This window comes from Cellulosimicrobium sp. SH8 (assembly GCF_025818875.1).
Classification (GTDB): domain Bacteria; phylum Actinomycetota; class Actinomycetes; order Actinomycetales; family Cellulomonadaceae; genus Cellulosimicrobium; species Cellulosimicrobium cellulans_D.
Map to the genome: position 1 here is coordinate 173,156 of NZ_JAMXMH010000009.1, position 22,560 is coordinate 195,715.

A 22,560-nucleotide genomic window follows, 5' to 3' on the forward strand; every position below is an offset into this window, starting at 1 on the left:
CCGCTAGTTGTATACAAGTGCGCAACGCGTGTGGCACGATGGCCGGGTGACGACGACGCCCGACCTGCGCGCCGCCGTCGGGCAGGCCGCGACGGCCCCCGGCGACGCGGGCCTCGCACGCCGCCAGTCCGGGGCCCGCGCGGTCTACGACCTCTTGCGCGGCCGCATCATCGACGGCACCCTCGCGCCCGACGCACGCCTCACCGAGCCGGTGCTCTCCGCCGAGCTCGGCGTCTCCCGGACCCCGGTGCGCGAGGCGCTGCGCCTGCTCCAGGCGGAGGCGCTCGTCGTCGAGCTGCCGACCGGGGGAGTGCGCGTCGCGCCGCTGGACGTCGCGGACGCCCGGCGCGTCTACGACGTGCGCGCCCGCCTCGAGGGCCTGCTCGCCCGGGACGCGTGCGAGCGCGCCACGCCCGACGACGTCGCGCGCCTCGTCCGGCTCGTGACCCTCATGGACGCCGTGCGCGACCACGAGGACGAGGTGCTGCGCGTCGGTGCCCAGTTCCACGGCGAGATCGAGGCGCTCGCCGACAACCGCTGGGGGTCGGCGCTCCTGCGCCAGATCCGCGGCCACGTCGACCGGTACCGCGCGCTCGCCGCGCGCCGCCGCGTCGGCACCACCGACCACGTCGACGAGCACCGCGCCGTCGCCGACGCCATCGCGAGCCGCGACCCCGCCGCGGCCGAGGCCGCGATGCGCGCCCACATCGAGCGCAGCGCGGCCCTCGCCGAGCAGTCGCTGCGTGCCGTCGGGACCACGGCCGACGCCCCCTGACCACCGCCCACCGCACGACGGAGACACCGATGCCGTACACCCACCACCTGCGCGTCTACCCCAGCGCGGAGCCGCTCGACCGCACCGACCAGCTCGCGTGGAAGCTCGCCGAGCTCGCGACCGACCCCGTCGAGGTCACGCCCGATGTCGTCGACATGGTCGTCAACCGGGTCATCGACAACGCGGCCGTCGCCGCGGCCAGCCTCGTGCGCGGCCCCGCGGTCGCGGCGCGCGGCCAGGCGCTCGCGCACCCGTACACCCCGGGGTCGACGGTGTTCGGCTGCCACCTCGAGACCCGCACGAGCCCCGAGTGGGCGGCGTGGGCGAACGGCGTCGCGGTGCGCGAGCTCGACTTCCACGACACGTTCCTCGCCGCCGAGTACTCCCACCCGGGCGACAACATCCCGCCGATCCTCGCCGTCGCGCAGCACGCCGGGTCCGACGGCGCCGCGGTCGTCCGGGCGATCGCGACCGGGTACGAGATCCAGGTCGACCTCGTGCGCGCGATCAGCCTGCACCGGCACAAGATCGACCACGTCGCGCACCTCGGGCCGTCGGCCGCCGCGGGCATCGGCACGCTGCTCGGCCTCGACACCGAGACGGTGTTCCAGGCGATCGGCCAGGCCCTGCACACGACGACGGCCACGCGCCAGTCCCGCAAGGGCCAGATCTCCACGTGGAAGGCGCACGCCCCGGCGTTCGCGGGCAAGGTCGCGGTCGAGGCCGTCGACCGGGCGATGCGCGGCCAGACGTCGCCCGAGCCGATCTACGAGGGCGAGGACGGCGTCGTCGCGTGGCTGCTCGACGGCCCGGACGCGGCGTACGACGTCGTGCTCCCGGCCCCGGGCGAGCCCAAGACCGCGATCCTCGACACCTACACCAAGGAGCACTCCGCGGAGTACCAGTCGCAGGCGCTCATCGACCTCGCCCGCGCCCTGCACGACGAGCACCCGTGGCTCGCGGACCCCGACAACGTCGCGAGCATCGTCATCCACACGAGCCACCACACGCACTACGTCATCGGGTCCGGCGCGAACGACCCGCAGAAGTACGACCCGACCGCGTCGCGCGAGACGCTCGACCACTCGATCCCGTACATCTTCGCGGTCGCGCTGCAGGACGGCGGCTGGCACCACGTCGACTCGTACGCTCCCGAGCGGGCCAGTCGGCAGGACACCGTCGCGCTGTGGGCCAAGGTCACCACGGCCGAGGACCCGGAGTGGACGCGCCGCTACCACTCGACGGACCCGGCCGAGAAGGCGTTCGGCGGGCGCGTCGAGATCGAGCTGGCCGACGGCGGCCGCCTCGTCCGCGAGATCGCCGTCGCCGACGCGCACCCGCTCGGGGCGCGACCGTTCGGCCGCGAGCAGTACGTGAAGAAGTTCCGGACCCTCGCCGCGGGAGTCCTCGAGGACGCGGAGATCGAGCGCTTCCTCGACCTCGCGCAGCGGCTTCCGTCGCTCACGCCGGCCGAGGTGCGCGAGCTGACGATCGTCGGGCGCCCTGGGTTGCTCGACTCCGTCCCCGTGCCGACCGGGCTGTTCGAGCTGGGGCGCGACGACGCCGGCGAGACGCCGGCCGAGTTCGAGGGCGAGGGGTTCACCATGCACGAGGCGGACGAGCCTGCGACCGAGGGAGAGGCCCGCTGATGCTGTACAGCCAGGTGACGCCGTCGGACAAGCGGCGCGCGTTCCGCGCGGCGCTCGACGCCGCGGCGACCACGGGGGAGCCGCTGCGGCTCCCGGGCGCGTTCAACCCGCTGTCCGCACGGCTGATCCAGGACAAGGGCTTCGAGGGCGTGTACGTGTCGGGGGCCGTGCTGTCGGCCGACCTCGGCCTGCCCGACATCGGCCTCACCACGCTGACCGAGGTCGCGGGGCGCTCGCAGCAGATCGCGCGCGTCACCGACCTGCCCGCGCTCGTCGACGCCGACACCGGCTTCGGCGAGCCGATGAACGTCGCGCGCACGGTCCAGGCGCTCGAGGACGCGGGCGTCGCGGGAGCGCACGTCGAGGACCAGGTCAACCCCAAGCGGTGCGGCCATCTCGACGGCAAGGAGGTCGTCGGGCTCGACGAAGCCGCCAAGCGCGTCCGCGCGGCGGCCGACGCGCGCCGTGACCCCGGCTTCCTGATCATGGCGCGCACCGACGTCCGCGGCACGATCCCCGGCGACGCCGGGCTGCGCGCCGCGATCGACCGCGCCAAGGCGCTCGTCGACGCGGGGGCCGACGCGATCTTCCCCGAGGCGATGAAGGACCTGTCGGAGTTCGAGGCCGTGGCGTCGGCCGTCGACGTGCCGGTGCTCGCCAACATGACCGAGTTCGGCAAGTCCGAGCTCTTCACGCGCCGCCAGCTCGGCGACGCCGGCGTGCGCCTCATCATCTACCCCGTCACGCTCCTGCGGGTCGCGATGGGTGCCACCGAGCGCGCGCTCGACGAGATCGCCGCGAACGGCACCCAGGCCGGACAGGTGGAGGGCATGCAGACGCGCGCCCGCCTGTACGAGCTGCTCGACTACGCCGCCTACAACACGTTCGACGAGGGCATCTTCACCTACCGGCCCTGACGGCCCGCCGGTGCCGCGAGCCCGTCGGCCGCGGCACCGGCATCTCCCCGCGACCCGTGCTGCACGAAGGAGTGACCGCATGACCACCTCCCCGACCACCACCGAGGGGCCCGAGATCCGCAAGGGGCTCGCGGGCGTCGTCGTCGACGTCACGGCGATCTCCAAGGTCAACCCCGACACGAACTCGCTCCTCTACCGCGGCTTCCCGGTGCAGGACCTCGCCGCCCGGCGCAGCTTCGAGGAGGTCGCGTACCTCCTGTGGCACGGCGAGCTCCCGACCTCGGAGCAGCTCGCCGAGCAGACCGCCGTCGAGCGCGCGCACCGCGCGCTGCCCGGCAACGTGCGCAACGCGATCCTCGAGCTCCCGACGACGTGCCACCCCATGGACGTCGTCCGCACCGCGATCTCGCAGCTCGGCGCGCACGACCCCGACGCCGAGGACTCCTCGCCCGAGGCCGAGCAGGCCAAGGCGGTCCGCCTGTGGGCCGTGCTGCCCGCCGCCGTCGCGCTCGACCAGCGCCGTCGTCGGGGCCAGCAGATCGTCGAGCCGCGCGACGACCTGTCCTACGCCGAGAACTTCCTGTGGATGACGTTCGGCGAGGAGCCCGAGCCCGCCGTCGTGCGGGCCTTCGAGGTGTCGATGGTCCTCTACGCCGAGCACTCGTTCAACGCCTCCACGTTCACCGCTCGCGTCATCACGTCGACGTTGTCGGACCTGCACTCGGCGGTGACCGGCGCCGTCGGCGCGCTCAAGGGTCCGCTCCACGGCGGCGCGAACGAGGCCGTCATGGCGACCTTCGCCGAGATCGGGACCGCCGACCGCGCCGCGGCGTGGCTCGACGACGCCCTCGCGCACAAGCGCAAGATCATGGGCTTCGGGCACCGTGTGTACAAGCACGGCGACTCCCGAGTCCCGACCATGCGCGCGACCCTCGACGACCTCGTCGCGCACTACGGTCGCCAGGACCTCCTCGACCTCTACGTCGCGCTCGAGGCCGCGATGACCGAGCGCAAGAACATCCTCCCCAACCTCGACTACCCGGCGGGCCCCGCCTACCACCTCATGGGCTTCGACACCCCGATGTTCACCCCGCTGTTCGTCGCGTCGCGCGTGGTGGGCTGGACCGCCCACGTCATGGAGCAGCGCGCCGCCAACGCCCTCATCCGCCCGCTCAGCGAGTACGTCGGCCCGCCGCAGCGCGACCTCCCCTGACACGCCGGAAACCCCTCCGCCGAACATGCGGTTGCCGCCCGGTCCGGGCACCTGACGGGCGGCAATCGCGTGTTCCCCGCACGAGGGGGTCAGCCGACGAAGGACTCCAGCTCGGGGCGGTCGACGGCGTCGCGGTGGATGAGGGCCTTGACGTCGTCCATGCGGTCCCAGACGTTGACGGCCATGCCGGCCTCGACGCGGCCGTCCTTGACCCAGAACGCCACGAGCTCGCGGTCCGGGACGGAGCCGGAGACCACGACCTCGTCGTACGCGTCCGGGCCGGCGACGAAGCCGAGGTACTCCATGCCGACGTCGTACTGGTCGGAGAAGAAGTAGGGCAGCTCGGGGTAGGGGTCGGTCGCCCCGAGCATCGCGCGCGCGGCGTGCGGGCCCTGGTTGAGGGCCGTCGCCCAGTGCTCGACGCGCACCGTCCGCCCGTAGCGCGCGGACGGGACGCTCGCGATGTCGCCCGCGACGAAGACGTCGGGGTCGGTGGTCTGGAGCGTCGCGGAGGCGACGACGCCGCCGGTCGCGGAGTCGAGCGCCAGGCCCGCGTCGCGGGCGAGCGCGACGTACGGGACCGCGCCGACGGCGACGAGCACGAGGTCGGCGTCGACGTGCGTCCCGTCGGCGATGTCGACGCCCGTCGCGCGGCCGCCCGCGCCCGAGATGCCCGTGACCTGGGCACGGCGGTGCAGGTGGACGCCGTGGTCGGTGTGGACCTGCCCATACAGCTCGCCCATCTCCGGGCCGAGGACGCGCTCGAGCGGGTGGGTGCCGAGCCCGATCACCGTGACGTCCAGGCCGAGCGTGCGGGCGGACGCCGCGACCTCGAGCCCGATCCACCCGTCGCCGACGATCGCGAGCCGCCCCGCGCCGCCGTCGTGGGCGGTGCGCAGCGCGGCGGCGAGCGCGTCGCTGTCGTCGAGCGTGCGCAGCTCGTGGACGCCGTCCAGGTCGAGGCCGGGCAGCGGGATCCGCCGCGGCGCCGAGCCCGTCGCGAGCAGCAGCTTCTCGTACGGCAGTGTCCGGCCGTCGTCGAGGGACACGCTCCGGCCCGCGAGGTCGACGGCGGTCGCGTCGGTCTCGGTGAGCAGCTCGACGTCGTGCTCGGCGTACCAGTCCGCGGAGAGGGGGAACACCGACTCGCGTTCGGCCTCGCCGCGCAGGTAGTCCTTGGAGAGCGGCGGCCGCTCGTACGGGCGGTGCCGCTCGCGCGCGACGACGGTCAGCCCGCCGTCGTAGCCCTCGTCGCGCAGCGTCTCGACGGCCTTCGCCGCGGCGAGCCCTCCTCCGACGACGACGTGACGACCAGCGCTCATGAGGACCTCCGCGGTTCGGGCGCCCGGGACGTGGGCGGACGGCCCCAGTCTCGCGCGAACTGGTGCGCGGTGCGAGGCGCGGCGGCAGGTGCCGGCACGTCCCAGGAACGGCGCGCCGGGTCGCGACGCCACGCCGCGGCGGCGTTCATGCGTTTCGCGTGACGACCCCTGGTGGTGTCCGCGGGCAGGCTGTCCGGGACAGCCCGTCGCGCACCGTGCGGCGGTACCCGCGCGGAGGAGGTGCCGTGAGCATCGTCGTCGGCGCGATCGTGACCGTCGCCGTCGTCGCCGTGGCCGTGGCGACGATGCTGCTCGTCCGACGGCGTGCGCCTGCCGGGAGCCGGTTCAGCGACGGCGACCGGGCGTCCGGCGTCTTCGGGGTGGTCGCCACGGGCTTCTCCGTGCTCCTGGGATTCATCGTCTTCCTCGCGTTCGAGTCGTACGACGAGGCGAGGAGCGGTGCCGAGGCCGAGGCGCGGATCGTCGTGCAGCAGCTGGAGACCGCACAGTTCTTCGCTACCGACGACGCGGCGCGGCTGTCCGGAGAGCTCGTCTGCTACGCCCGGTACGTCGTCGCGGACGAGTGGGAGCAGATGGCGGACGGCGAGCTCGGCGAGGCGGTGAACCCGTGGGGGGTCGCCCTCTACCAGACGGTGCGCGACGTCGTCCCCGCGTCGGACACCCAGCAGTCCGCCTACGACCGGTGGATGGACCAGACCGCGGCGCGCGAGGACGCTCGCCAGTCCCGCGTGCACGGCGCGGAGGGCCTGATCCCGCTGCCGCTGTGGCTCGTCCTCTTCGTCGTCTCCGCGACCGTCTTCGTCTTCCTGCTCTTCTTCGCCGACTCCGCGGAGCGGGCCGCGACGCAGGGCCTGCTCATGGGCAGCGTCACGCTCGTCGTCACGCTCCTGCTGTGCCTGCTCGCGTTCTTCGACCACCCGCACGGGCACCAGGTCGGCAAGCTCCAGCCGACGGCGATGGAGCGCACCCTCGTCCTCCTGGTGGAGGAGGCGGAGGCCGCGGGGGTGGCGGTCGACCCGCCGTGCGACACCGCCGGGGGACATGACGAAGGCCCGGAATCATGAAGATCCCGGGCCTTCAGCCTGGTCGGGGTGACAGGATTTGAACCTGCGACCTCTTCGTCCCGAACGAAGCGCGCTACCAAGCTGCGCCACACCCCGGTTGCTCGTCCGCACGGTGGTCGACGAGGAGACCTCGTCTTCCGCGCGGGAAGCCTGCCCAGAATAGCCGACGAAGTGCCGTGCCACGAAACTCGATTCCCGTGACGCCCGCGACACCCGGCGGCGGCTCGCTCCGGGCACGGGTGCGCGACGGGATCAGCGTGCCGTCAGCGTGAGCAGCGTCGCCTCGGGGCGGCACGCGAAGCGCACCTGCGCGTACGGCGAGGTGCCTGCTCCGGCGGAGACGTGGAGCCACGTCGAGGCCTCGCCGCCGGGTGCGTCGGGCCGCGCGCCGGGCCAGCCGTGCAGGCCCTTGGCCCGCCGGCGGTCGATGTCGCAGTTCGTCACGAGCGCGCCGAACCCGGGCACGCAGAGCTGCCCGCCGTGGGTGTGGCCCGCGAGGACCAGCTCCGCGGCGTCGTCGTGCATGGCGTCCAGCACACGCCGGTACGGCGCGTGCGTGACCCCGACGCGGAGCACCGGGCCGTCGCTCGACGACTCCGCGGAGCCCGCGCGAGGGGCGGCCGACGCGGACGGAGCCGGGAAGACGTCCCGGTCGAGGTGAGGGTCGTCCACGCCGACGAGGTCGAGGCGGACGCCGCCGACCTCCAGGACGTCACGACGGTTCGTGAGGTCCGCCCATCCTGCGTCGCGCATCGCCGCGGCGAGCTCGCCCGCGGGCAGCAGGCGTGCCTCGGACGCGAACGGCAGGCGCGCGTCCGGCAGGAGGTAGCGCGCGGGGTTCTTCGGGACGGGCGCGTAGTAGTCGTTCGACCCCATGACGAAGGCGCCGGGCGTCGAGAGCAGCGGCTCGAGCGCGTGCAGCAGCGGGTCGAGCGAGTCGACGTGCGCGAGGTTGTCACCCGTGTCGACGACGAGGTCGGGCTCGAGCTCGGCGAGCGAGCGCACCCACTCGATCTTGCGCCGCTGGCTGGGGACCAGGTGGAGGTCCGAGACGTGGAGCACCCGCAGGTCGGGCGTGCCGGCGGGCAGCACGGGCACGGTCACCCGGCGGAGCGTGAAGAGCTTGGTCTCGACGTGCGCGTACGCGACGCCGGCGAGACCGACCGCGGCGAGCGCGCCGAGCCCGCGCAGGGCCCGGCGTCGGCCGACGGCGCTCAGCCGTTCCCCCCGCCGCCGAGGTTGCCGAACCACTCACCGAGGTCGACGTCGTCCCGGCCGGCCCCGTTCCCGCGGTCACCGCGGTCGCCACGTCCGCCACCGGCGTCGGCGTCCGGCTGGTCGCCGCCCTGGTCGCCACCGCCGGGGCCGCCACCACCCTGGTCGCCGCCTCCGTCGCCACCCTCGGGGGTCGTCGGCGCCGTGGGGGGCGGGGCGGGGGCGTTGATCCGCTGCCAGTCCGGGTCGGCGAAGCCCGGGGCGGGCTGGCCGGCGAGGATCTGGTTCATGTAGTCGCGCCAGGTCGGGGCGGCCAGGCTCGAGCCGTACCAGTACGGGCGGGTCTTCCCGTTGATCGTGAAGCGCCCGTTCATCGGGACGTCGCTCTCGGCGTTGCCGATCCACACGGCGGTGACGACCTGCGGGGTGTACCCGATGAACCAGGTGTGCGTGTTGTTGTTCGCCGTACCGGTCTTGCCGGCGGCCGGACGCCCGTCGGCGAGACCGTTGCCGCGCCCGGAGCCCTGGGTGAGCACCTGCTGGAGGGCGTAGGTCACCGTGTTCGCGACCGTGGGGTCGATGGCGTTGGGCTGGCAGTTCGCGGACGGCACCGGGAGCTCCTGGCCGTCGGAGTCGAGGACCTTGGTGATCGCGACGGGCGAGCAGTACGTGCCGCCGCTCGCAAAGGTCGCGTACGCCGCGGCCATCTGCAGCGGGGAGGAGTTCTGGGTGCCCAGGATCATCGACGCGTTGATGTTGATGTTGCCCTCGTCCTGGAGCATCGACGGCTGGAACCCGGCGGCCTTCGCGGTGGTCGCGATGCCGCACAGGTCGAGCTGGCTGGCCATCGTCGTGTACGCGGTGTTGACCGAGTTGAACGTCGCCTTGAGGACCGACATCGACCCGCTGCCGGGCCCGTCGGAGTTCGCGGGGGTCCACTTCTCGTTCCCGAGCCGCGTGCAGCTCGCGCGGAAGTCGCGGTTGATCGTCCACGTGCGCTTGTTGGCGCTCACCGTCTCGTAGAGCGAGTGCCCCTGGTTGAGCCACTCGGCGAGCACGAACGGCTTCCACGTCGAGCCGGGGGAGAACCCGTTGGACGACCCGTGGGCCTGGTCGACGCTGTAGTTGACCGCCGTCGTGTTCGGCGCGGGCTCCTGGGTGTTGTCGAACGCGCGGTTCTGAGCCATCGCGAGGATGTTGCCGGTCCCCGGCTCGACGGTGACGATCGCGTCCTCGATCTGGCTGGGGTCGTCGGCGGGCACCGCGGCCGACGCGTGCTGCTGAGCCGCTGCCTGCATGCCGGGGTCGAGCGTCGTGTAGATGTCCAGACCGCCGCGGTACAGACGCGCCTGGCGCTCCTCCTTGGTCTCGCCGAACACCGGGTCGGACATGATGATCTTCGTGACGTAGTCGCAGAAGAACGTGGCGCCGTCCTGCGCCGCCTGGCAGCCCGCCTCGAGCGGCTGGACGGAGAGCGTCTCGGCGATCGGCCGGGCCCGGCCCGTGTCGTACTCCTCCCGGGTGATGTACCCCTGCTGGTACATCTGGTTGAGCACGATGTCGCGGCGGCTCTGGGCGTTCTCCGGCTCGGTGGTCGGGTCGTAGGTCGACGGGGCCTTCGTGATGCCCGCGATCGTCGCGGCCTCGACGTAGTCGAGATCGATCGCGCTCTTGTTGAAGTAGTGCCGCGCCGCCGTCTCCACGCCGTAGACCGAGCGACCGAACTGCGCGATGTTGAGGTAGCCCTGGAGGATCTCCTCCTTGGTCATCTTCTTCTCGAGCGCGATGGCCAGCTTGGCCTCGCGCGCCTTGCGCCCGAGCGACTTCTCGTTGGCCTCGTAGAGCGCCATGGTGTCGTTCTCGCGGACCGCCTGCTCGATGAGCACGTTCTTCACGTACTGCTGGGTGAGCGTCGAGGCGCCCTGGGTGTCACCGCCCGTGACGTTGTTGACGACCGCGCGGGGGAGGCCCTCGACGTCGACGCCGCCGTGGTCCCAGAAGCGCTTGTCCTCGATCGCGATGACCGCGTTCTTCATCGCGTCCGAGACCTGGTCCAGCGGGACGACGATGCGGTTCTCGGTGTAGAACGTCGCGAGGCGCGTCGTGCCGTCGTTCGCGTAGATGCGCGACTGCTCCGACAGCGGGCCGGGCTCGAGGTCCGCCGGCAGCTCGTCGAAGACCTCGACCGCGGTGTCGGTCGCCGTGTTCGCCCCGGCGGCGAGCGGGACGAGCAGCCCGGCGGCGAGGACGCCGCCGACGCCGGAGACCAGCACGAACGCCAGGAAGAGGGCGACGAGCTGGTACGCGTTGATCTGCCGGCCGCGAGGACGCACAGGGGAAGCCATGGTGACAACCCTACGGGAGCGTCCCTGGGAGGGCCCCGGGATCCCGGGGCTCGCGGGTGTGCGGGTTGTGTAAGCATCCCGCGGCGACGTCCTCGGCGGTGCCCGCGGGGGCCGACTACGCTCGCCCCATGGCAACCACGTGGGAGTACGCGACCATCCCCCTCATCATCCACAACACCAAGGCCGTCCTCGACCAGTGGGGCTCCGACGGCTGGGAGCTCGTCCAGGTCGTCACCGGCCCCGACGGCAACGGCCTCGTCGCCTACCTGAAGCGCCCGACCGGGGAGAAGTAGTGGCGGGCTTCCCCGCCGGGACGATCGCCGCGCGCCTGGCGGAGCTCGGCCTCTCCCTGCCCCCGGTGGCGGCGCCCGTCGCCGCCTACGTGCCCGCCGTGCGCTCGGGCCGGTACGTCCACACGTCGGGCCAGCTCCCGTTCGTGGACGGTGCGCTGCCCGCGACGGGCAAGGTCGGCGACGGCGAGGGGCTCGTCCCGCCCGCCGACGCCGCGGCGCTCGCCCGGCAGTGCGCGCTCAACGCGCTCGCCGCCGTGCACGACGTCGTCGGGAACCTCGACCAGGTCGCCCGCGTCGTCAAGGTCGTCGGGTTCGTCGCGAGCGACCCGTCGTTCACGGGCCAGCCCGGCGTGGTCAACGGTGCGAGCACCCTCCTCGGGGAGGTCTTCGGCGAGGCAGGCGTCCACGCCCGCAGCGCCGTCGGCGTCGCGGTCCTCCCGCTCGACGCCCCGGTCGAGGTCGAGATCGTCGTGGAGCTCGCGGAGTAGCGCTCCGCCCGCACGGGAACGGGGTCGGCGGCCGGGTCCTCGCGGACCCGGTCGCCGACCCCGTTCCTGTCGGTGGCGGTCGGTCAGCGCGCGCGGCGCTCCAGGCGGTCCAGGTCGAGCAGGACGACGGCCCGGCCCTCGCGGCGCACCCAGCCACGCGTGGCGAAGTCGGCGAGCGCCTTGTTCACGGTCTCGCGCGACGCGCCGACGAGCTGCGCGAGCTCCTCCTGCGTGAGGTCGTGCGCGACGCGGACGCCCTCGTCCGTCTCCTCGCCGAAGCGGGTCGACAGGTCGAGCAGCGCCTTGGCGACGCGGCCGGGGACGTCCGAGAAGACGAGGTCGGCCAGCGTCTCGTTGGTGCGGCGCAGGCGACGAGCCAGGGCGTTGAGCAGGTGCTTGGCGACGCTCGGGTGCTTCTCGATCCACTCGACGAGCTGGTCGTGCCCGAGCTCGTAGATGACGGAGTCGGCGACGGAGCTCGCGGTGGCGGTGCGAGGGCCCGGGTCGAACAGGGAGAGCTCCCCGAACATCTCGCCGGGGCCGAGGATCGACAGGAGGTTCTCGCGGCCGTCGTTGGAGCGGCGCCCCAGCTTGATCTTGCCGCTCGCGATCACGTAGAGGCGGTCGCCCGGCTCGCCCTCGCGGAACAGCACGTCGCCGCGGGAGAGCTCGATCTGCTGCATCGACTCGAAGAGGGTGCGCGTCTCGTCCGCGTCCATCGTCGCGAACAGGGGGGCGGAGAGCACAACGTCGTCGTCCACGCGGGGTGTCCTATCGTCTCGTCCTCGGAAATGTTCCAGGACAAGTCTGCCCTACGGCCGCAACTCGGGTGTCGGGGGCGGCCGCTACCGTGGGTCCGTGACCACCACCGAGCCGGCCCGCGCGCGGGCGCCGAAGCCCGAGTCGCACCTCGCCCTCGTCCGGCGGGCGCGCCGGACCAACCGCGAGCTCGCGGTCACCTATCCGGACGCGCACTGCGAGCTGGACTTCACGACGCCGCTCGAGCTGCTCGTCGCCACGGTCCTGTCGGCGCAGACGACGGACAAGCGCGTGAACCTCACGACCCCGGCGCTGTTCGCGCGGTACCCGGACGCCGCCGCGTACGCGGGCGCGGACCGGGAGGAGCTCGAGGAGCTGCTGCGCCCCACCGGGTTCTTCCGCGCGAAGGCGCAGTCCGTCATCGGCATCGGCCAGGCGCTCGTCGAGCGGTACGACGGCGAGGTGCCCGGTCGCCTCGCGGACCTCGTGACCCTGCCGGGCGTGGGCCGCAAGACGGCGAACGTCGTCCTGGGCAACGCGTTCGGCGTGCCGGGGCTGACGGTCGACACCCACTTCGGACGGCTCGTGCGCCGCCTCGGCTGGACGACCGAGGAGGACCCGGTCAAGGTCGAGCAGGTCGTCGGCGGGCTCGTCGAGAAGTCGGAGTGGACGATGCTCTCGCACCGGCTGATCTTCCACGGCCGCCGGGTGTGCTTCGCACGGAAGCCCGCGTGCGGCGCGTGCACGATCGCGCGGTGGTGCCCGTCCTTCGGCGTCGGCGAGGTCGACCCGGTCAAGGCGGCGAAGCTCGTCAAGACGAGCTGAGCTCCGGGGCTACGCCGCGCGCGGGAGCCAGTCCAGCAGGAGGTCCGTCACGGCGTCGGGTGCCTCCTCGGGGAGGAAGTGGCCGGCCCCGTCCACGACCTCGAAGCGGAAGTCGCGGGCGAGCGCGGCGCCGTCGGCGTCCGCGAGCTCGCGGCGCACGAGGCCGTCCTTCTCGGCGTGGACCTGCAGCGCCGGGACGTCGACCGGACGGCGGAGCGCGGCGAGGAACCGACGGCCGTCGGGGCGAGGGGTGGAGCGCACGGCCCAGCGGAGGGACTCCATGGCGGTGTGCGCCGCGAAGGGGATGCGCATGACGGTGCGGTACGTGTCGACGACGTCCTGCTCGAACGGCGTCGCGGCCCCGGCCGCGAGCACCTCGGCCACGAGGTCGCCGCGGACGAGCGCCCGCTCGGGCAGCGTGGGCACCTGGTAGAACGCGAGCTGCCGCAGCGCGGCGGGCGTGAGCAGGCGGCGGGCGGACGTGTGCAGCCGCGCGGGGTGCGGCGCGGAGAACGCGGCGACCCCTGCCGTGACGGCAGGCTGGAGCGCGGCCATCGCCCAGGCGAGGCTGCCGCCCGTGCCGTGGCCCACGACGACGGCGCGCCCGGAGCCGAGCGAGCGCACGACACCGGCGATGTCGCGCGTGCGGGTCGGCGCGTCGTAGCCGATCGGCGGCTTGTCGGAGGCGCCGACGCCCCGGATGTCCATCGCGGCGACGCGGTAGCCCGCGGCGGCGAGCGGCTCGATCTGGTGGCGCCAGGCCCACCAGAACTGCGGGAAGGAGTGCAGCAGGACGACCAGCGGCGGGCCGGGGTCGCGCACGCCGCGGTCCTCGGGGCCCGCGAGCGCGACGTGGAACCGCGCGCCGTTGGCCGGGACGAACTCGTGCCGCCACGGTCCGTCGGGCAGGGCGGACGTGAAGTCGGAGGGGTCGGGCGTCACCCGGACGAACCTACCGGGGTCCCGGGTCCACTGTCGGCCGACGACCCGGCCGCGGCCGCCCCGGCGTCGTCGGCGCCCTCAGCGGGACGGCGGTCCTTCGGCGGGTCGAACCGGTACCCGACGTTGCGCACCGTCCCGATGAGCTGCTCGTGCTCGGGGCCGAGCTTGGCGCGCAGGCGTCGGACGTGGACGTCGACGGTCCGCGTGCCGCCGTAGTAGTCGTAGCCCCAGACCTCTTGGAGCAGCTGGGCGCGCGTGAACACGCGGCCCGGGTGCTGCACGAGGTACTTGAGGAGCTCGAACTCCTTGTACGTGAGGTCGATGGGGCGGCCGCGCAGCCGTGCGGTGTAGCCGCTCGCGTCGATCGCGAGCTCGCCGGCCGCGATCTCCTGCGGGCCGTCCTCGGCCGGGCCGCGTGCGGACCGTTCGATGACGAGGCGCAGGCGTGCCTCCACCTCCGCCGGCCCTGCCGCCTCGAGGAGGAGGTCGTCCGCGCCCCACTCCGCCGTGACGACGGTCAGCCCGCCCTCGGTGAGGACGAGCACGAGCGGGACGGTGAGCCCGGTGGCGTGCAGGAGGCGGCACGTGGTGCGGGCCGCGACGAGGTCGCGGCGCGCGTCGAGCAGCACGACGTCGGAGTCCGGGGCGTCGACCAGCGCAGACGGCTCCATGGGCAGGACCCGGATGCGGTGCGAGAGCAGGCCGAGCGCGGGCAGGACCTCGACGGAACCGCCTGTCGCGGGGGTGAGGATGAGCAGGTCCGCCATCCGACACCTCCTTCCGGGTCGCGGGGCGCGGGCGGCGCCCCCGGGCGTCGACGCGTGGCGACCGGGCCGGGACGTACCTCTGCGGGGCTCGCCACGTCATCGGCCACGTTCTCGGTCCGTGGATGGTTACCGTATCGCGTGCCGGGCGCGGAGACGGCGAACGTCTCACGGGCGCGCGTGCCGGGGCCGGTAGGCGGTCCGGCGGAAGACTCTGCGACACTCTGAGGCGTGCTGCACGACCCGACGCCCTCCCGCGACCCCCGAACGGGGCGCTGACCGCGTGGACCTCTCGACCCGGGCCGTCGTCACGGCGTGCCTCGCCGCAGGCATCGCCGTAGGCGCGTTCTTCGGCCCGCTCCCGCTCGCCGCGGCGTCGGGGGCGCTGGCCCTGATCGTCGCGATCGGGTGGCCGCGCCTGCTCGACATCCCCGTCCACGGCGGGACGCGCGTCGTCATCGCGATCGCCGGGCTCGGCGCCGTGGGCGCGACCTCCGCGACGCACGGCGAGCCGGCGCTGCGGCACCTGCCCGTGGTGCTCGCGCTCGCCGTGGTGCTCGCGTTCGTCGCCGAGCTCCTGCGGCGCGACGGGCGACCGCGCCTGGTCGAGTCGCTCATCGGGACCGTGAGCGGGATCGTCGTCGCGACGTCGTGCGCGGGCTGGATCGCGACGGGCCGCACGGACGCGGGCGAGTCCCTGGTCGTGACGTGCGCGGTGGCGCTGGCCGTCGCGTCGGCGGTCTCCGCGCTGCCGCTGGGCGGGTGGACCAACGCGGCGCTCACGCTCGGTCTCGCGATCGCCGCGGGCGGTGCCGTCGGGTACGTCATGCCCGACCTCGACCTGCTCAGCGGCGTCTGGTCCGGCGTCGTCGCGGGCCTGCTCGTCGCGTCGCTCCACGCGCTCTTCGACCAGCTCCCGGAGCTGCGGGGCCGCCTCGGCGCGTTCTCCGCGACGGCGCTGCCGGTCGCGGTCGGCGGGACGCTGATCTTCGTCGTCGGCCGGGTGATCGTGGGATGACGCCGTCGGTGCTCCCCGGCGTCCTCCTCGGGGCGACGCTGCTCGCGACGCTCGCGCTCGGCGTGTGGTGGCAGCGGCGTCAGGGGGTCGTGCGGGCGGCGCGCACGACGTCGGCCCGAGCCTCTGCGGACCACGGCGCCGCGCCGTTCGACTGGCCCGCCCACGGTGTCGTGCTGGGCGCCCGCGGCACGTTCGTCCAGTTCTCGGCGGAGCTGTGCGCGCCGTGCCGGGCGACCGCGCGCGTCCTGGGCGAGGTGAGCGCGGCGCACGACGACGTGACGCATCGTGAGATGGACGTCGACGACCACCTCGACCTGGTGCGAGCATTCGGCATACTGCGCACGCCGACCGTCCTCGTGCTCGACGCGGAGGGTCGGGAGGTCGCCCGCGCGAGCGGGGGGATGAACCGCGCCCAGGCGCTCGCGGCGCTCGCCGTCGCGGACGTGGGAGCGGCCTCCGCGACCGCGCACGACGCCTGACCCACGCCGTCCCCGACGGCCGGACCGGAGGAGACCGCATGAGCGACCAGGCTGGCCGAGGCGACGCCACGACGGAGCGCGGGCCCGCGCCCGCCGGGATCGACCCGCGCGGCCCACGTGCGGGGGCCGGCATCACGGCGCTGCTGCTCGCCGTCGTGATCCTCCTGTGGACGTCGCCCGCGGCGCTCGTGCTGCTCGCGGTCGTCGCGGCGAGCTTCCTGCTCGGGGCCCTGCGGGGTGCGCAGGGCACGTGGCAGGCCTGGGTCTACCGGGTGGCCATCCTTCCGCGCATCGGTCCGACGGCGGAGCGCGAGGACCCGAGACCGCCACGGTTCGCGCAGGCGGTCGGCCTCGTCATCACCGGCGCCGGGGTCGTGCTGGGCCTGCTGGGCGTCGAGGCGGCCGTCCCGGCCGCGGCAGCGCTCGCGCTCGTGGCCGCCGTCCTCAACGCGGCGTTCGGCCTGTGCCTGGGCTGCGAGCTGTACCTGCTGCTGCGGCGGGTCGCACCGGCGCGCTCCTGACCCGGACGGCGGGCGACCCGCGTCAGTAGACGAGGGCCTGCGCGCCCTCGCGCAGCGCCTCCTCGACGAACACCGCCGCGCCCGCGATCCGCACGCCGGGGAGCACGTCGCCGGCCGTGATGCCGCGGCGCGCGGCGCACTGCGTGCACACGGTGAGGGTGCCGGCCGCGAGCACGGCGTCGAGCAGGTCGGGCAGCGGGGCCGCGTGCTCCAGCTCGAGCTCGGCCGCCCGCCCGGGCAGACCGAACCACGCGGCCTCGCCCGTGAGCCACACGCTCACCTCGACGCCCGCGGCGACCGCGGCGGCGGCGACGGTGAACGCCTGGTTGGCGGCCTCGGGCCGGTCGAGCCCGGACGTGGCCTTGACGACGAGCGAGCGCTGGCGGTGGGCCGCGCGGGGCGGCACGGTGTCGGTCACGCGGCCGAGCGTAGCCCCCTCCCGTCGGCCTCTCCCGGGTCGCACCACGGCGCCCTCGCCCGGCCGGTAGGATCGGGCGCATGAGTCCGCACACTCTCGAGCTGATCTTCCTCGGCCTGCTCATCGCGGCGACGGTCACCATCACGTGGTTCGCGGGGTACGTCGTCTACAAGCTCTACCGGGGCCAGCGCTGACGCTGCCGCGCGGGGCGAGCCCCGGCGCGGGCACGTCGCCCCGCCCGACTCCGAGAGGTGGTCGCTGATGCCGTTCGAGTTCCCCGAGGGGCTCGCGCCCGAGGTCTACCCGCTCGCCTGGCTCGTCGGGAGCTGGCGCGGTGAGGGGGTGGTCAAGTACCCGGGCATCGAGGAGACCCCGTTCGTCCACGACGTCGTGTTCGACCACGACGGCGGCCCGTACCTGCGCTACGAGTCGACGCTGCGCGTCCTCGAGGCCGAGGTCCCGGAGACCGTCCCCGACGAGGGGGCGTGGCCCGAGCGGGACGCCGCGACGCTGGACGTCGCGGCGGCCGACGCACCCGTGTGGTCCACCGAGACGGGCTACTGGCGCGTGTCCACCGACCGTCCCGACGGGCTCGAGGACGACCGGCACCCGCTCGAGGTGCTCGTCGCCGACCCCGCGGGTCGCGTGTCCGTGTACCTCGGCGCGGTCGGCAACGGCCGGGTGGACCTGGCGAGCGACCTAATCGCGCGCACGTCCACGGCGTCGGAGGTCACGGCCTCGAAGCGGCTGTACGGGTTCGTCGAGGGCCAGCTCCTATGGGTGTGGGAATTGGCGGCCTTCGGTGAGCCGTTGCAGTCGTACGCGTCCGCGAAGCTGACCCGGCGCCCGTCGGCCTGACCGCCCGGCCCTCGGGCGAGCACGCCAGCAGGCCCGGACGCGCCGACCAAGGAGGACCACCCGTGACCACCGGCTACACCAGCCCGCTCCTGTCCCGCCACGGCGCGGTGCCCGCGACCGGCCCCGACGAGGGCGTCGCGTGGCACTACGGCGACCCGACGGGGGAGCAGCGCGCCCTGCGCACGGGCGGCGCCGTCGTCGACCAGTCGCACCTGGGCGTCGTCACCGTCACGGGCCCGGACCGCCTGAGCTGGCTGCACTCCATCACGTCGCAGGACCTCACGGCGCTCGCCCCGCGGACCTCCACCGAGCTGCTCGTGCTCTCGCCGCAGGGCCACGTCGAGCACGCCGCGTCCGTCGTCGACGACGGCGAGACGACGTGGCTCGTCACCGAGCGCTCGCACGCCGCGGACCTCGCCGCGTGGCTCGACCGCATGAAGTTCATGCTCCGCGTCGAGATCGCCGACGCGACCGACGACTGGGCGGCGCTCGGCGAGCCCGTCGACGCCGAGGGCGCGGAGGGCGAGCCGGTCACGTGGCGCGACCCGTGGCCGCGCGTCGTCGGCGGCGGCACGCGCTACGGCCCGCCCGCGGACGAGCACCCGGGTCGGGAGCGGCCGTGGCGGCTCGTGCTGGTGCCGCGGGCGGAGCTGGCCGACGCCGTCGCGGCGCGTGAGGCGGCCGGGTGGCGGCTCGTCGGCACGTGGGCGAGCGAGGCGGCACGCGTCGAGGCCTGGCGGCCGCGGCTCGCGACCGAGGTCGACCACCGCTCCATCCCGCACGAGACCGACTGGCTGCGCACCTCCGTCCACATGCACAAGGGCTGCTACCGCGGCCAGGAGACCATCGCGCGCGTGCACAACCTGGGGCGCCCCCCGCGCCGGGTCGTGATGCTGCACCTCGACGGCTCGGGGCACCTGCTGCCCGTGCCGGGCGCCGACGTCACGCTCGACGGGCGGTCCGTCGGCGCCGTGACGTCGGTCGCGCGCCACCACGAGCTCGGCCCGATCGCGCTCGCCGTCCTCAAGCGCAGCGTCCCCGAGGACGCCGAGCTCCTCGTCGACTGCGACGGCGGCGCGATCTCCGCGGCGCAGGAGGTCGTGGTGCCGGGCGAGGGCGTCTCGGTCGACCGCCCCGCCCCGCGCGGCCCCGTCGGCCGGGGGATCACGCCCCGCGGCGAGGGCGCGCCGACGAGCATGCTGTGACCGCGGGGCCGGCGTCGGGCCCCGGTGCGGTCGACGTCGCCCGCACCGCGTGGCGCCGGCTCCTCCTCCGGGCCCGGATCCGCCAGGGCGCCTCGCGCGTCCGCGTGGCGCTGTGGCCCATCCTCCAGGCGTCGGCCGCCGCCGGTCTCGCGTTCGGCATCGCGCGGTACGGGCTGGGCCACACGGCTCCCTTCTTCGCGCCGGTCTCCGCGTGGATCTGCCTCGGGTTCAGCCAGGACCGCCAGCTCCGCCGCGTCCTCGAGCTCGCGGTCGGGGTCGCGATCGGGGTCGGGCTCGGCGACCTCGTGGTCCACGCCATCGGGTCCGGGTGGTGGCAGGTCGCCGTCGTGCTCGCCGTCTCCGCACTCGCGGCACGCTTCATCGACCGCGGCGCGATGCTCACGACGCAGGCCGGGGTGCAGGCGATCGTCATCGTCGGGCTCCCGGCCGCGCAGGCCGGCGGCCCGCTCGGACGGTGGACGGACGCGCTCGTGGGCGGCGCCGTCGCGCTCGCGGTCGCGGCGCTCACCCCGGGCGACCCGCGACGGCGTCCCCGGCTGCTGGGTGCCGAGGCGACGACGGAGCTCGCCGCCGTCCTCGACGTCCTCGCGCGCGGGCTGCGCGGGCGCGACCGCGCCGACCTCGAGGCGGCGCTCGTCCAGGGCCGCGCCTCCGAGGGCGCGCTCGAGGACTGGCAGTCGTCGGCGTCGTCGGCGCGCGAGCTCGCGCGCGTGAGCGCGGCCGGCCTGCGGCACCGGGACGAGCTCGGCGGTCTCGAGCGGCAGGCGGTCCTCGTGGACCGGGCGATGCGCAGCGTGCGCGTCCTGGCGCGGCGCGCGATGCCGGTCGCGGGCGGGCCGGACGAGCGTGCTCTCGACGACGTCGCGGACCTCGTCGCCCGGTTCGGCGCCGGCGTGCACGTGCTCGCCGAGGCGGTCGGCGCCGGTCGCGACCCGGCCGTGGCGCGCGAGGTCCTCCTCGAGGTCGCGCACAGCGCCGACCCGCACGCGCTCGGCGACGGCGACTGGCAGGTGCAGTCCCTCGTCATGCTCGTGCGGTCGCCCATCGTCGACCTCCTGGAGGCGGCCGGGGCGACGCCGCAGCAGGCGCGCGACGCTCTCCCCGAGCTCTGAGCGGGCGAACCTGGCCCCTCGGGGCGAACGGGACGTTCTTCACCCTGCACAGCGGCGCCCCGGGCCGGTACCGTCGGGGCATGGAGGTCCCCGTCAGCGCCCTGCGCGCCGAGCTCAAGTCGTGGATCGAGCGGGCCAGGGAGGGCGAGGAGGTCGTCATCACCGAGCGCGGCGTCCCCGTCGCCCGGCTGACGGGCGTCGCGACGGCGGACCTGGTGACCGAGCTCGTGCGCGACGGTGTGCTGGTCCCGCCGGCGGCCGAGCGCCCGGTCCACGCGGTCCCCGCGGGCGGGGACGCCGACGCGCGGACGGCGGGCACGGACGGGACGCGGTCGTCCGACGGCGGCCGCGGCGGTCGCGGGGGCGGCGTGGCGGCGCTCGTGCGCCGGATCCGGCGCTGAGGCCCCGATGGCCCTGGTCTACTTCGACGCGAGCGCCCTGGTGAAGCTCTGCGTCCCCGAGGCGGGCTCCGCGCTGGCGAGCCGCCTGTGGAACCGGGCGGACGTCGTCGTGACGAGCCGCCTCGCCGACGTCGAGGTGCGGGCGGCCCTCGCCGCGGGCGCCCGCGGCGGCGTGCTCGACGGCCCGGGCCACGCGCGCGCCCTCGGCGCGTGGGACGAGCTGTACCCCGCGCTGCACGTGGTCGAGGTCTCCGGCGACGTCGCCGACCGCGCGTCGGCGCTCGTCGCGGCCGGTGCGCTGCGCAGCAACGACGCGGTGCACGTGGCGAGCGCCCTCGCCGTCGCGCACGACGACACGATCGTGGCGGCCTGGGACCCGCACGTGGTGACCGCCGCGCGGTCGGTCGGGCTGCGGGTGGTGCCGTGGCCGCTCGCCAGACCGTAAAGCCAGTCGAACGACCCCGGTGGGCTCGTTCGGCAGCGTCCTTCTCGGACGTCCCTATGCCGCCGGAGCGGTGAGGGTTCCCACGTCATCCCGGCTGGTTTCGTCGACGCCAGGGCGTCGGCCAGAGCCGTCCGGTCGGTGGGCGTTGGTGACCTGGCCTCGTGCTTCGGGGTCCAGGACCTGGGAGTGGCGCTTCTCGCCCCAGGTGGCGAGGTTGACTGCGGCGTTCAGGTCGCGGTCGATGGTGTGCCCGCACGTGTCGCAGACGAAGACGCGGTCGGCGAGGGTGAGCGTCGTGGTGACGTCGCCGCAGACCGAGCAGGTCTTCGAGGAGGGAAACCATCGATCCGCGACCAGGACCTGCCCCCCGCGCCAGGACTGCTTGTAGATGATCTGGCGGGCGAGCTCTCCCCAGGCCGCGTCCGAGATCGCTGCGGCGAGCCGGTGGTTGGCGAGCATGCCGGTGATGTTCAGATCCTCGATGACGAGCCGGTCGTGGGTCTTGACCAGCGCGTTGGAGACCTGGTGCAGGAAGTGATGGCGGCGGGCGCGAACCCGCTCGTGGTGCCGAGCCAGCCGATGCACTGCGGAACGCCGTTTCGCCGAGCCCTTGACCTTCCGGGATACGGACTTCTGCAACCGGCGAGTGACCGACTGCGCGGCTCGTAACGCCTTGGGTGCCGTGCTTGCGCGCAGCACTTCGGCTCCGCCGCTGGTGGCAGCGACGACGGGCGCGTGCAGGCCGCGGTCCACGCCGACCCATCCACCGTGATCGGTGTCCTCATTCGGCAGGTGCCGGGCAGCAGGGTGCAGGTCGCTGGCCTCGACGTTCACGCTGACGCACCACCGCCCGCCACGCCGCGACACGGTCACGAACAAGACCCGAGCCCTCCCCGCGGCGAGCATGCGGCGCAGCTTCCGGGTGTCGTCATGGACCTTGATCGCGCCGATCCCGGGCAGGGTGACCGAGCGCGGCCCAGCCTCACCGACGCGGATCGTGGACCGTTCACCGGTCTTCGTCCTCGAGGTCTTGTTGCGCATGCGGAACGAGCTACGCACGTGGTTCTTCTTCTTGAAACGCGGATGCCCGACCGCCCGACCGGTCCGCTTGCCACGCCGGGAGTCGGTCCATGCCTTGAGCGCCTTGCCGAGGTCGACGACAGCTTCCTCGAAGACCTGCGCACTCACCTCGGTCCGCCAGGCCAGGCCTGTGACCTCAATCTCTGTGACACCTGAGCCGCCGGCGATGAACCGCCGCCCGGCGTCCTCGGACTTCTTCCACGCGTTGAACGCGTTGATCAGGTAGGTCGAATCCGCTCCACGGCACCCTCGCCGCAACAACGGCATCGTCGGCGTTCCTGGAGGCGCTACGGGCGTTCAGGTGTAGGCGCAGGCCCTGGTTGTACGCGAACCGGGCGGCGCCCTCGTGCGGGGCCAGCACGCGTGCCTGCTCCACACTGGGATCCATCACCCACTGGAACGTCGTATGC

The 22,560-nt window shown here is 74.1% G+C and carries 23 protein-coding genes, 1 tRNA gene and 2 pseudogenes; 16 read left to right on the forward strand and 10 right to left on the reverse strand.

Annotated elements, in window-relative coordinates; genetic code table 11:
* The first annotated feature begins 46 nt into the window (after positions 1-46).
* From NF338_RS13880 to NF338_RS13895, 4 genes and pseudogenes are all read left to right on the forward strand, one after another.
* Complete coding sequence (locus tag NF338_RS13880; protein ID WP_264031323.1) at positions 47-775, forward strand: GntR family transcriptional regulator; 729 nt, start codon at positions 47-49, stop codon at positions 773-775.
* 29 nt (positions 776-804) lie between these two features.
* Positions 805-2,319, forward strand: a pseudogene (locus NF338_RS13885) (MmgE/PrpD family protein); the annotation flags it as partial.
* Positions 2,320-2,423: 104 nt separating this feature from the next.
* A complete protein-coding gene (gene prpB / locus NF338_RS13890) occupies positions 2,424-3,341 on the forward strand; it encodes a methylisocitrate lyase (RefSeq protein ID WP_264031325.1) in 918 nt (305 codons plus the stop codon).
* 79 nt (positions 3,342-3,420) lie between these two features.
* Positions 3,421-4,554, forward strand: a complete 1,134-nt coding sequence (locus tag NF338_RS13895) for a bifunctional 2-methylcitrate synthase/citrate synthase (protein ID WP_264031326.1) — start codon at positions 3,421-3,423, stop codon at positions 4,552-4,554.
* 89 nt (positions 4,555-4,643) lie between these two features.
* Here NF338_RS13895 and NF338_RS13900 read toward each other — a convergent pair whose 3' ends face one another.
* Positions 4,644-5,876, reverse strand: a complete 1,233-nt coding sequence (locus tag NF338_RS13900; RefSeq protein WP_264031327.1) for an NAD(P)/FAD-dependent oxidoreductase — start codon at positions 5,874-5,876, stop codon at positions 4,644-4,646.
* Positions 5,877-6,121: 245 nt separating this feature from the next.
* On the opposite strand from NF338_RS13900, the gene NF338_RS13905 reads away from it, so the two are divergent.
* Positions 6,122-6,961, forward strand: coding sequence for a DUF4239 domain-containing protein (locus tag NF338_RS13905; protein WP_264031328.1), 840 nt, complete (start codon positions 6,122-6,124; stop codon positions 6,959-6,961).
* Positions 6,962-6,980: 19 nt separating this feature from the next.
* Here NF338_RS13905 and NF338_RS13910 read toward each other — a convergent pair.
* The 3 genes from NF338_RS13910 to NF338_RS13920 all read right to left on the reverse strand — a co-directional run bounded on the left by NF338_RS13910 (position 6,981) and on the right by NF338_RS13920 (position 10,521).
* A tRNA-Pro gene (locus NF338_RS13910) sits at positions 6,981-7,057 on the reverse strand.
* A gap of 156 nt (positions 7,058-7,213) precedes the next feature.
* A complete protein-coding gene (locus tag NF338_RS13915; protein ID WP_412846859.1) occupies positions 7,214-8,212 on the reverse strand; it encodes a metallophosphoesterase in 999 nt (332 codons plus the stop codon).
* A complete protein-coding gene (locus NF338_RS13920; protein WP_264031329.1) occupies positions 8,176-10,521 on the reverse strand; it encodes a transglycosylase domain-containing protein in 2,346 nt (781 codons plus the stop codon). The genes NF338_RS13915 and NF338_RS13920 overlap by 37 nt, the downstream gene beginning before the upstream one ends.
* 128 nt (positions 10,522-10,649) lie before the next feature.
* Here NF338_RS13920 and NF338_RS13925 point away from each other — a divergent pair, with 128 nt between their 5' ends.
* Positions 10,650-10,814, forward strand: a complete 165-nt coding sequence (locus tag NF338_RS13925; RefSeq protein WP_021481786.1) for a hypothetical protein — start codon at positions 10,650-10,652, stop codon at positions 10,812-10,814.
* On the forward strand, positions 10,814-11,302 hold the full coding sequence (locus NF338_RS13930; protein WP_264031330.1) for a RidA family protein: 489 nt from the start codon (positions 10,814-10,816) through the stop codon (positions 11,300-11,302). Before NF338_RS13925 ends, NF338_RS13930 begins: the two co-directional genes overlap by 1 nt.
* A gap of 83 nt (positions 11,303-11,385) precedes the next feature.
* On the opposite strand, the gene NF338_RS13935 is transcribed toward NF338_RS13930, so the two are convergent.
* Positions 11,386-12,063: a Crp/Fnr family transcriptional regulator gene (locus NF338_RS13935; RefSeq protein WP_087469921.1), complete on the reverse strand. Its 678-nt coding sequence runs from the start codon at positions 12,061-12,063 to the stop codon at positions 11,386-11,388.
* Positions 12,064-12,160: 97 nt separating this feature from the next.
* Between NF338_RS13935 and nth the strand changes: the two genes are divergently transcribed.
* Positions 12,161-12,886 carry an endonuclease III gene (nth, locus tag NF338_RS13940; RefSeq protein ID WP_204543043.1) on the forward strand — a complete coding sequence of 242 codons (726 nt, stop codon included), beginning with the start codon at positions 12,161-12,163 and terminating at the stop codon, positions 12,884-12,886.
* Positions 12,887-12,895: 9 nt separating this feature from the next.
* Here nth and NF338_RS13945 read toward each other — a convergent pair whose 3' ends face one another.
* Both NF338_RS13945 and NF338_RS13950 read right to left on the reverse strand, forming a co-directional pair.
* On the reverse strand, positions 12,896-13,828 hold the full coding sequence (locus tag NF338_RS13945) for an alpha/beta fold hydrolase (RefSeq protein ID WP_264031331.1): 933 nt from the start codon (positions 13,826-13,828) through the stop codon (positions 12,896-12,898).
* Positions 13,825-14,595, reverse strand: coding sequence for a winged-helix domain-containing protein (locus tag NF338_RS13950; RefSeq protein WP_087469919.1), 771 nt, complete (start codon positions 14,593-14,595; stop codon positions 13,825-13,827). The genes NF338_RS13945 and NF338_RS13950 overlap by 4 nt, the downstream gene beginning before the upstream one ends.
* 280 nt (positions 14,596-14,875) lie before the next feature.
* Between NF338_RS13950 and NF338_RS13955 the strand changes: the two genes are divergently transcribed.
* Genes NF338_RS13955 through NF338_RS13965 form a run of 3 tightly spaced genes read left to right on the forward strand, consistent with a single transcriptional unit; the run spans position 14,876 to position 16,610 of the window.
* Complete coding sequence (locus NF338_RS13955; RefSeq protein ID WP_264031332.1) at positions 14,876-15,610, forward strand: hypothetical protein; 735 nt, start codon at positions 14,876-14,878, stop codon at positions 15,608-15,610.
* On the forward strand, positions 15,607-16,089 hold the full coding sequence (locus NF338_RS13960; protein WP_264031333.1) for a thioredoxin family protein: 483 nt from the start codon (positions 15,607-15,609) through the stop codon (positions 16,087-16,089). The genes NF338_RS13955 and NF338_RS13960 overlap by 4 nt, the downstream gene beginning before the upstream one ends.
* Positions 16,090-16,127: 38 nt before the next feature.
* Entirely contained in the window at positions 16,128-16,610 is a 483-nt protein-coding gene (locus NF338_RS13965) for a DUF4395 domain-containing protein (protein ID WP_264031334.1), read from the forward strand.
* A 22-nt stretch (positions 16,611-16,632) separates the two neighbouring features.
* Here the strand turns inward: NF338_RS13965 and NF338_RS13970 are convergent, their stop codons facing one another.
* Positions 16,633-17,028 carry a DsrE family protein gene (locus tag NF338_RS13970; RefSeq protein WP_264031335.1) on the reverse strand — a complete coding sequence of 132 codons (396 nt, stop codon included), beginning with the start codon at positions 17,026-17,028 and terminating at the stop codon, positions 16,633-16,635.
* A gap of 261 nt (positions 17,029-17,289) precedes the next feature.
* On the opposite strand from NF338_RS13970, the gene NF338_RS13975 reads away from it, so the two are divergent.
* The 5 genes from NF338_RS13975 to NF338_RS13995 all read left to right on the forward strand — a co-directional run bounded on the left by NF338_RS13975 (position 17,290) and on the right by NF338_RS13995 (position 21,070).
* Positions 17,290-17,886 carry an FABP family protein gene (locus NF338_RS13975; protein WP_087469915.1) on the forward strand — a complete coding sequence of 199 codons (597 nt, stop codon included), beginning with the start codon at positions 17,290-17,292 and terminating at the stop codon, positions 17,884-17,886.
* Between the two features lie 62 nt (positions 17,887-17,948).
* Positions 17,949-19,091 (forward strand): YgfZ/GcvT domain-containing protein, encoded by a 1,143-nt coding sequence (locus NF338_RS13980; protein ID WP_264031336.1) that lies wholly within the window; start codon positions 17,949-17,951, stop codon positions 19,089-19,091.
* Positions 19,088-20,224 carry an FUSC family protein gene (locus NF338_RS13985; protein WP_264031337.1) on the forward strand — a complete coding sequence of 379 codons (1,137 nt, stop codon included), beginning with the start codon at positions 19,088-19,090 and terminating at the stop codon, positions 20,222-20,224. Before NF338_RS13980 ends, NF338_RS13985 begins: the two co-directional genes overlap by 4 nt.
* A gap of 80 nt (positions 20,225-20,304) precedes the next feature.
* Positions 20,305-20,625: a type II toxin-antitoxin system Phd/YefM family antitoxin gene (locus NF338_RS13990; RefSeq protein ID WP_264031338.1), complete on the forward strand. Its 321-nt coding sequence runs from the start codon at positions 20,305-20,307 to the stop codon at positions 20,623-20,625.
* A gap of 7 nt (positions 20,626-20,632) precedes the next feature.
* Positions 20,633-21,070, forward strand: coding sequence for a type II toxin-antitoxin system VapC family toxin (locus NF338_RS13995; RefSeq protein WP_264031339.1), 438 nt, complete (start codon positions 20,633-20,635; stop codon positions 21,068-21,070).
* Positions 21,071-21,124: 54 nt separating this feature from the next.
* Here the strand turns inward: NF338_RS13995 and NF338_RS14000 are convergent, their stop codons facing one another.
* On the reverse strand, positions 21,125-22,417 hold the full coding sequence (locus NF338_RS14000; protein WP_264031340.1) for an RNA-guided endonuclease InsQ/TnpB family protein: 1,293 nt from the start codon (positions 22,415-22,417) through the stop codon (positions 21,125-21,127).
* 46 nt (positions 22,418-22,463) lie between these two features.
* Positions 22,464-22,538 (reverse strand): annotated as a pseudogene (locus NF338_RS21045) (helix-turn-helix domain-containing protein); the annotation flags it as partial.
* Positions 22,539-22,560 lie beyond the last annotated feature (22 nt).

Excerpts from the sequence above, each read along its gene's own strand:
- prpB (WP_264031325.1), top strand. The coding sequence starts at position 2,424 with ATGCTGTACAGCCAGGTGACGCCGTCGGACAAGCGGCGCGCGTTCCGC.
- NF338_RS13895 (WP_264031326.1), top strand. The coding sequence starts at position 3,421 with ATGACCACCTCCCCGACCACCACCGAGGGGCCCGAGATCCGCAAGGGG.
- NF338_RS13900 (WP_264031327.1), bottom strand. The coding sequence starts at position 5,876 with ATGAGCGCTGGTCGTCACGTCGTCGTCGGAGGAGGGCTCGCCGCGGCG.
- NF338_RS13920 (WP_264031329.1), bottom strand. The coding sequence starts at position 10,521 with ATGGCTTCCCCTGTGCGTCCTCGCGGCCGGCAGATCAACGCGTACCAG.
- NF338_RS13925 (WP_021481786.1), top strand. The coding sequence starts at position 10,650 with ATGGCAACCACGTGGGAGTACGCGACCATCCCCCTCATCATCCACAAC.
- NF338_RS13950 (WP_087469919.1), bottom strand. The coding sequence starts at position 14,595 with ATGGCGGACCTGCTCATCCTCACCCCCGCGACAGGCGGTTCCGTCGAG.
- NF338_RS13960 (WP_264031333.1), top strand. The coding sequence starts at position 15,607 with ATGACGCCGTCGGTGCTCCCCGGCGTCCTCCTCGGGGCGACGCTGCTC.
- NF338_RS13965 (WP_264031334.1), top strand. The coding sequence starts at position 16,128 with ATGAGCGACCAGGCTGGCCGAGGCGACGCCACGACGGAGCGCGGGCCC.
- NF338_RS13975 (WP_087469915.1), top strand. The coding sequence starts at position 17,290 with ATGCCGTTCGAGTTCCCCGAGGGGCTCGCGCCCGAGGTCTACCCGCTC.
- NF338_RS13990 (WP_264031338.1), top strand. The coding sequence starts at position 20,305 with ATGGAGGTCCCCGTCAGCGCCCTGCGCGCCGAGCTCAAGTCGTGGATC.
- NF338_RS13995 (WP_264031339.1), top strand. The coding sequence starts at position 20,633 with ATGGCCCTGGTCTACTTCGACGCGAGCGCCCTGGTGAAGCTCTGCGTC.
- NF338_RS14000 (WP_264031340.1), bottom strand. The coding sequence starts at position 22,417 with ATGCCGTTGTTGCGGCGAGGGTGCCGTGGAGCGGATTCGACCTACCTG.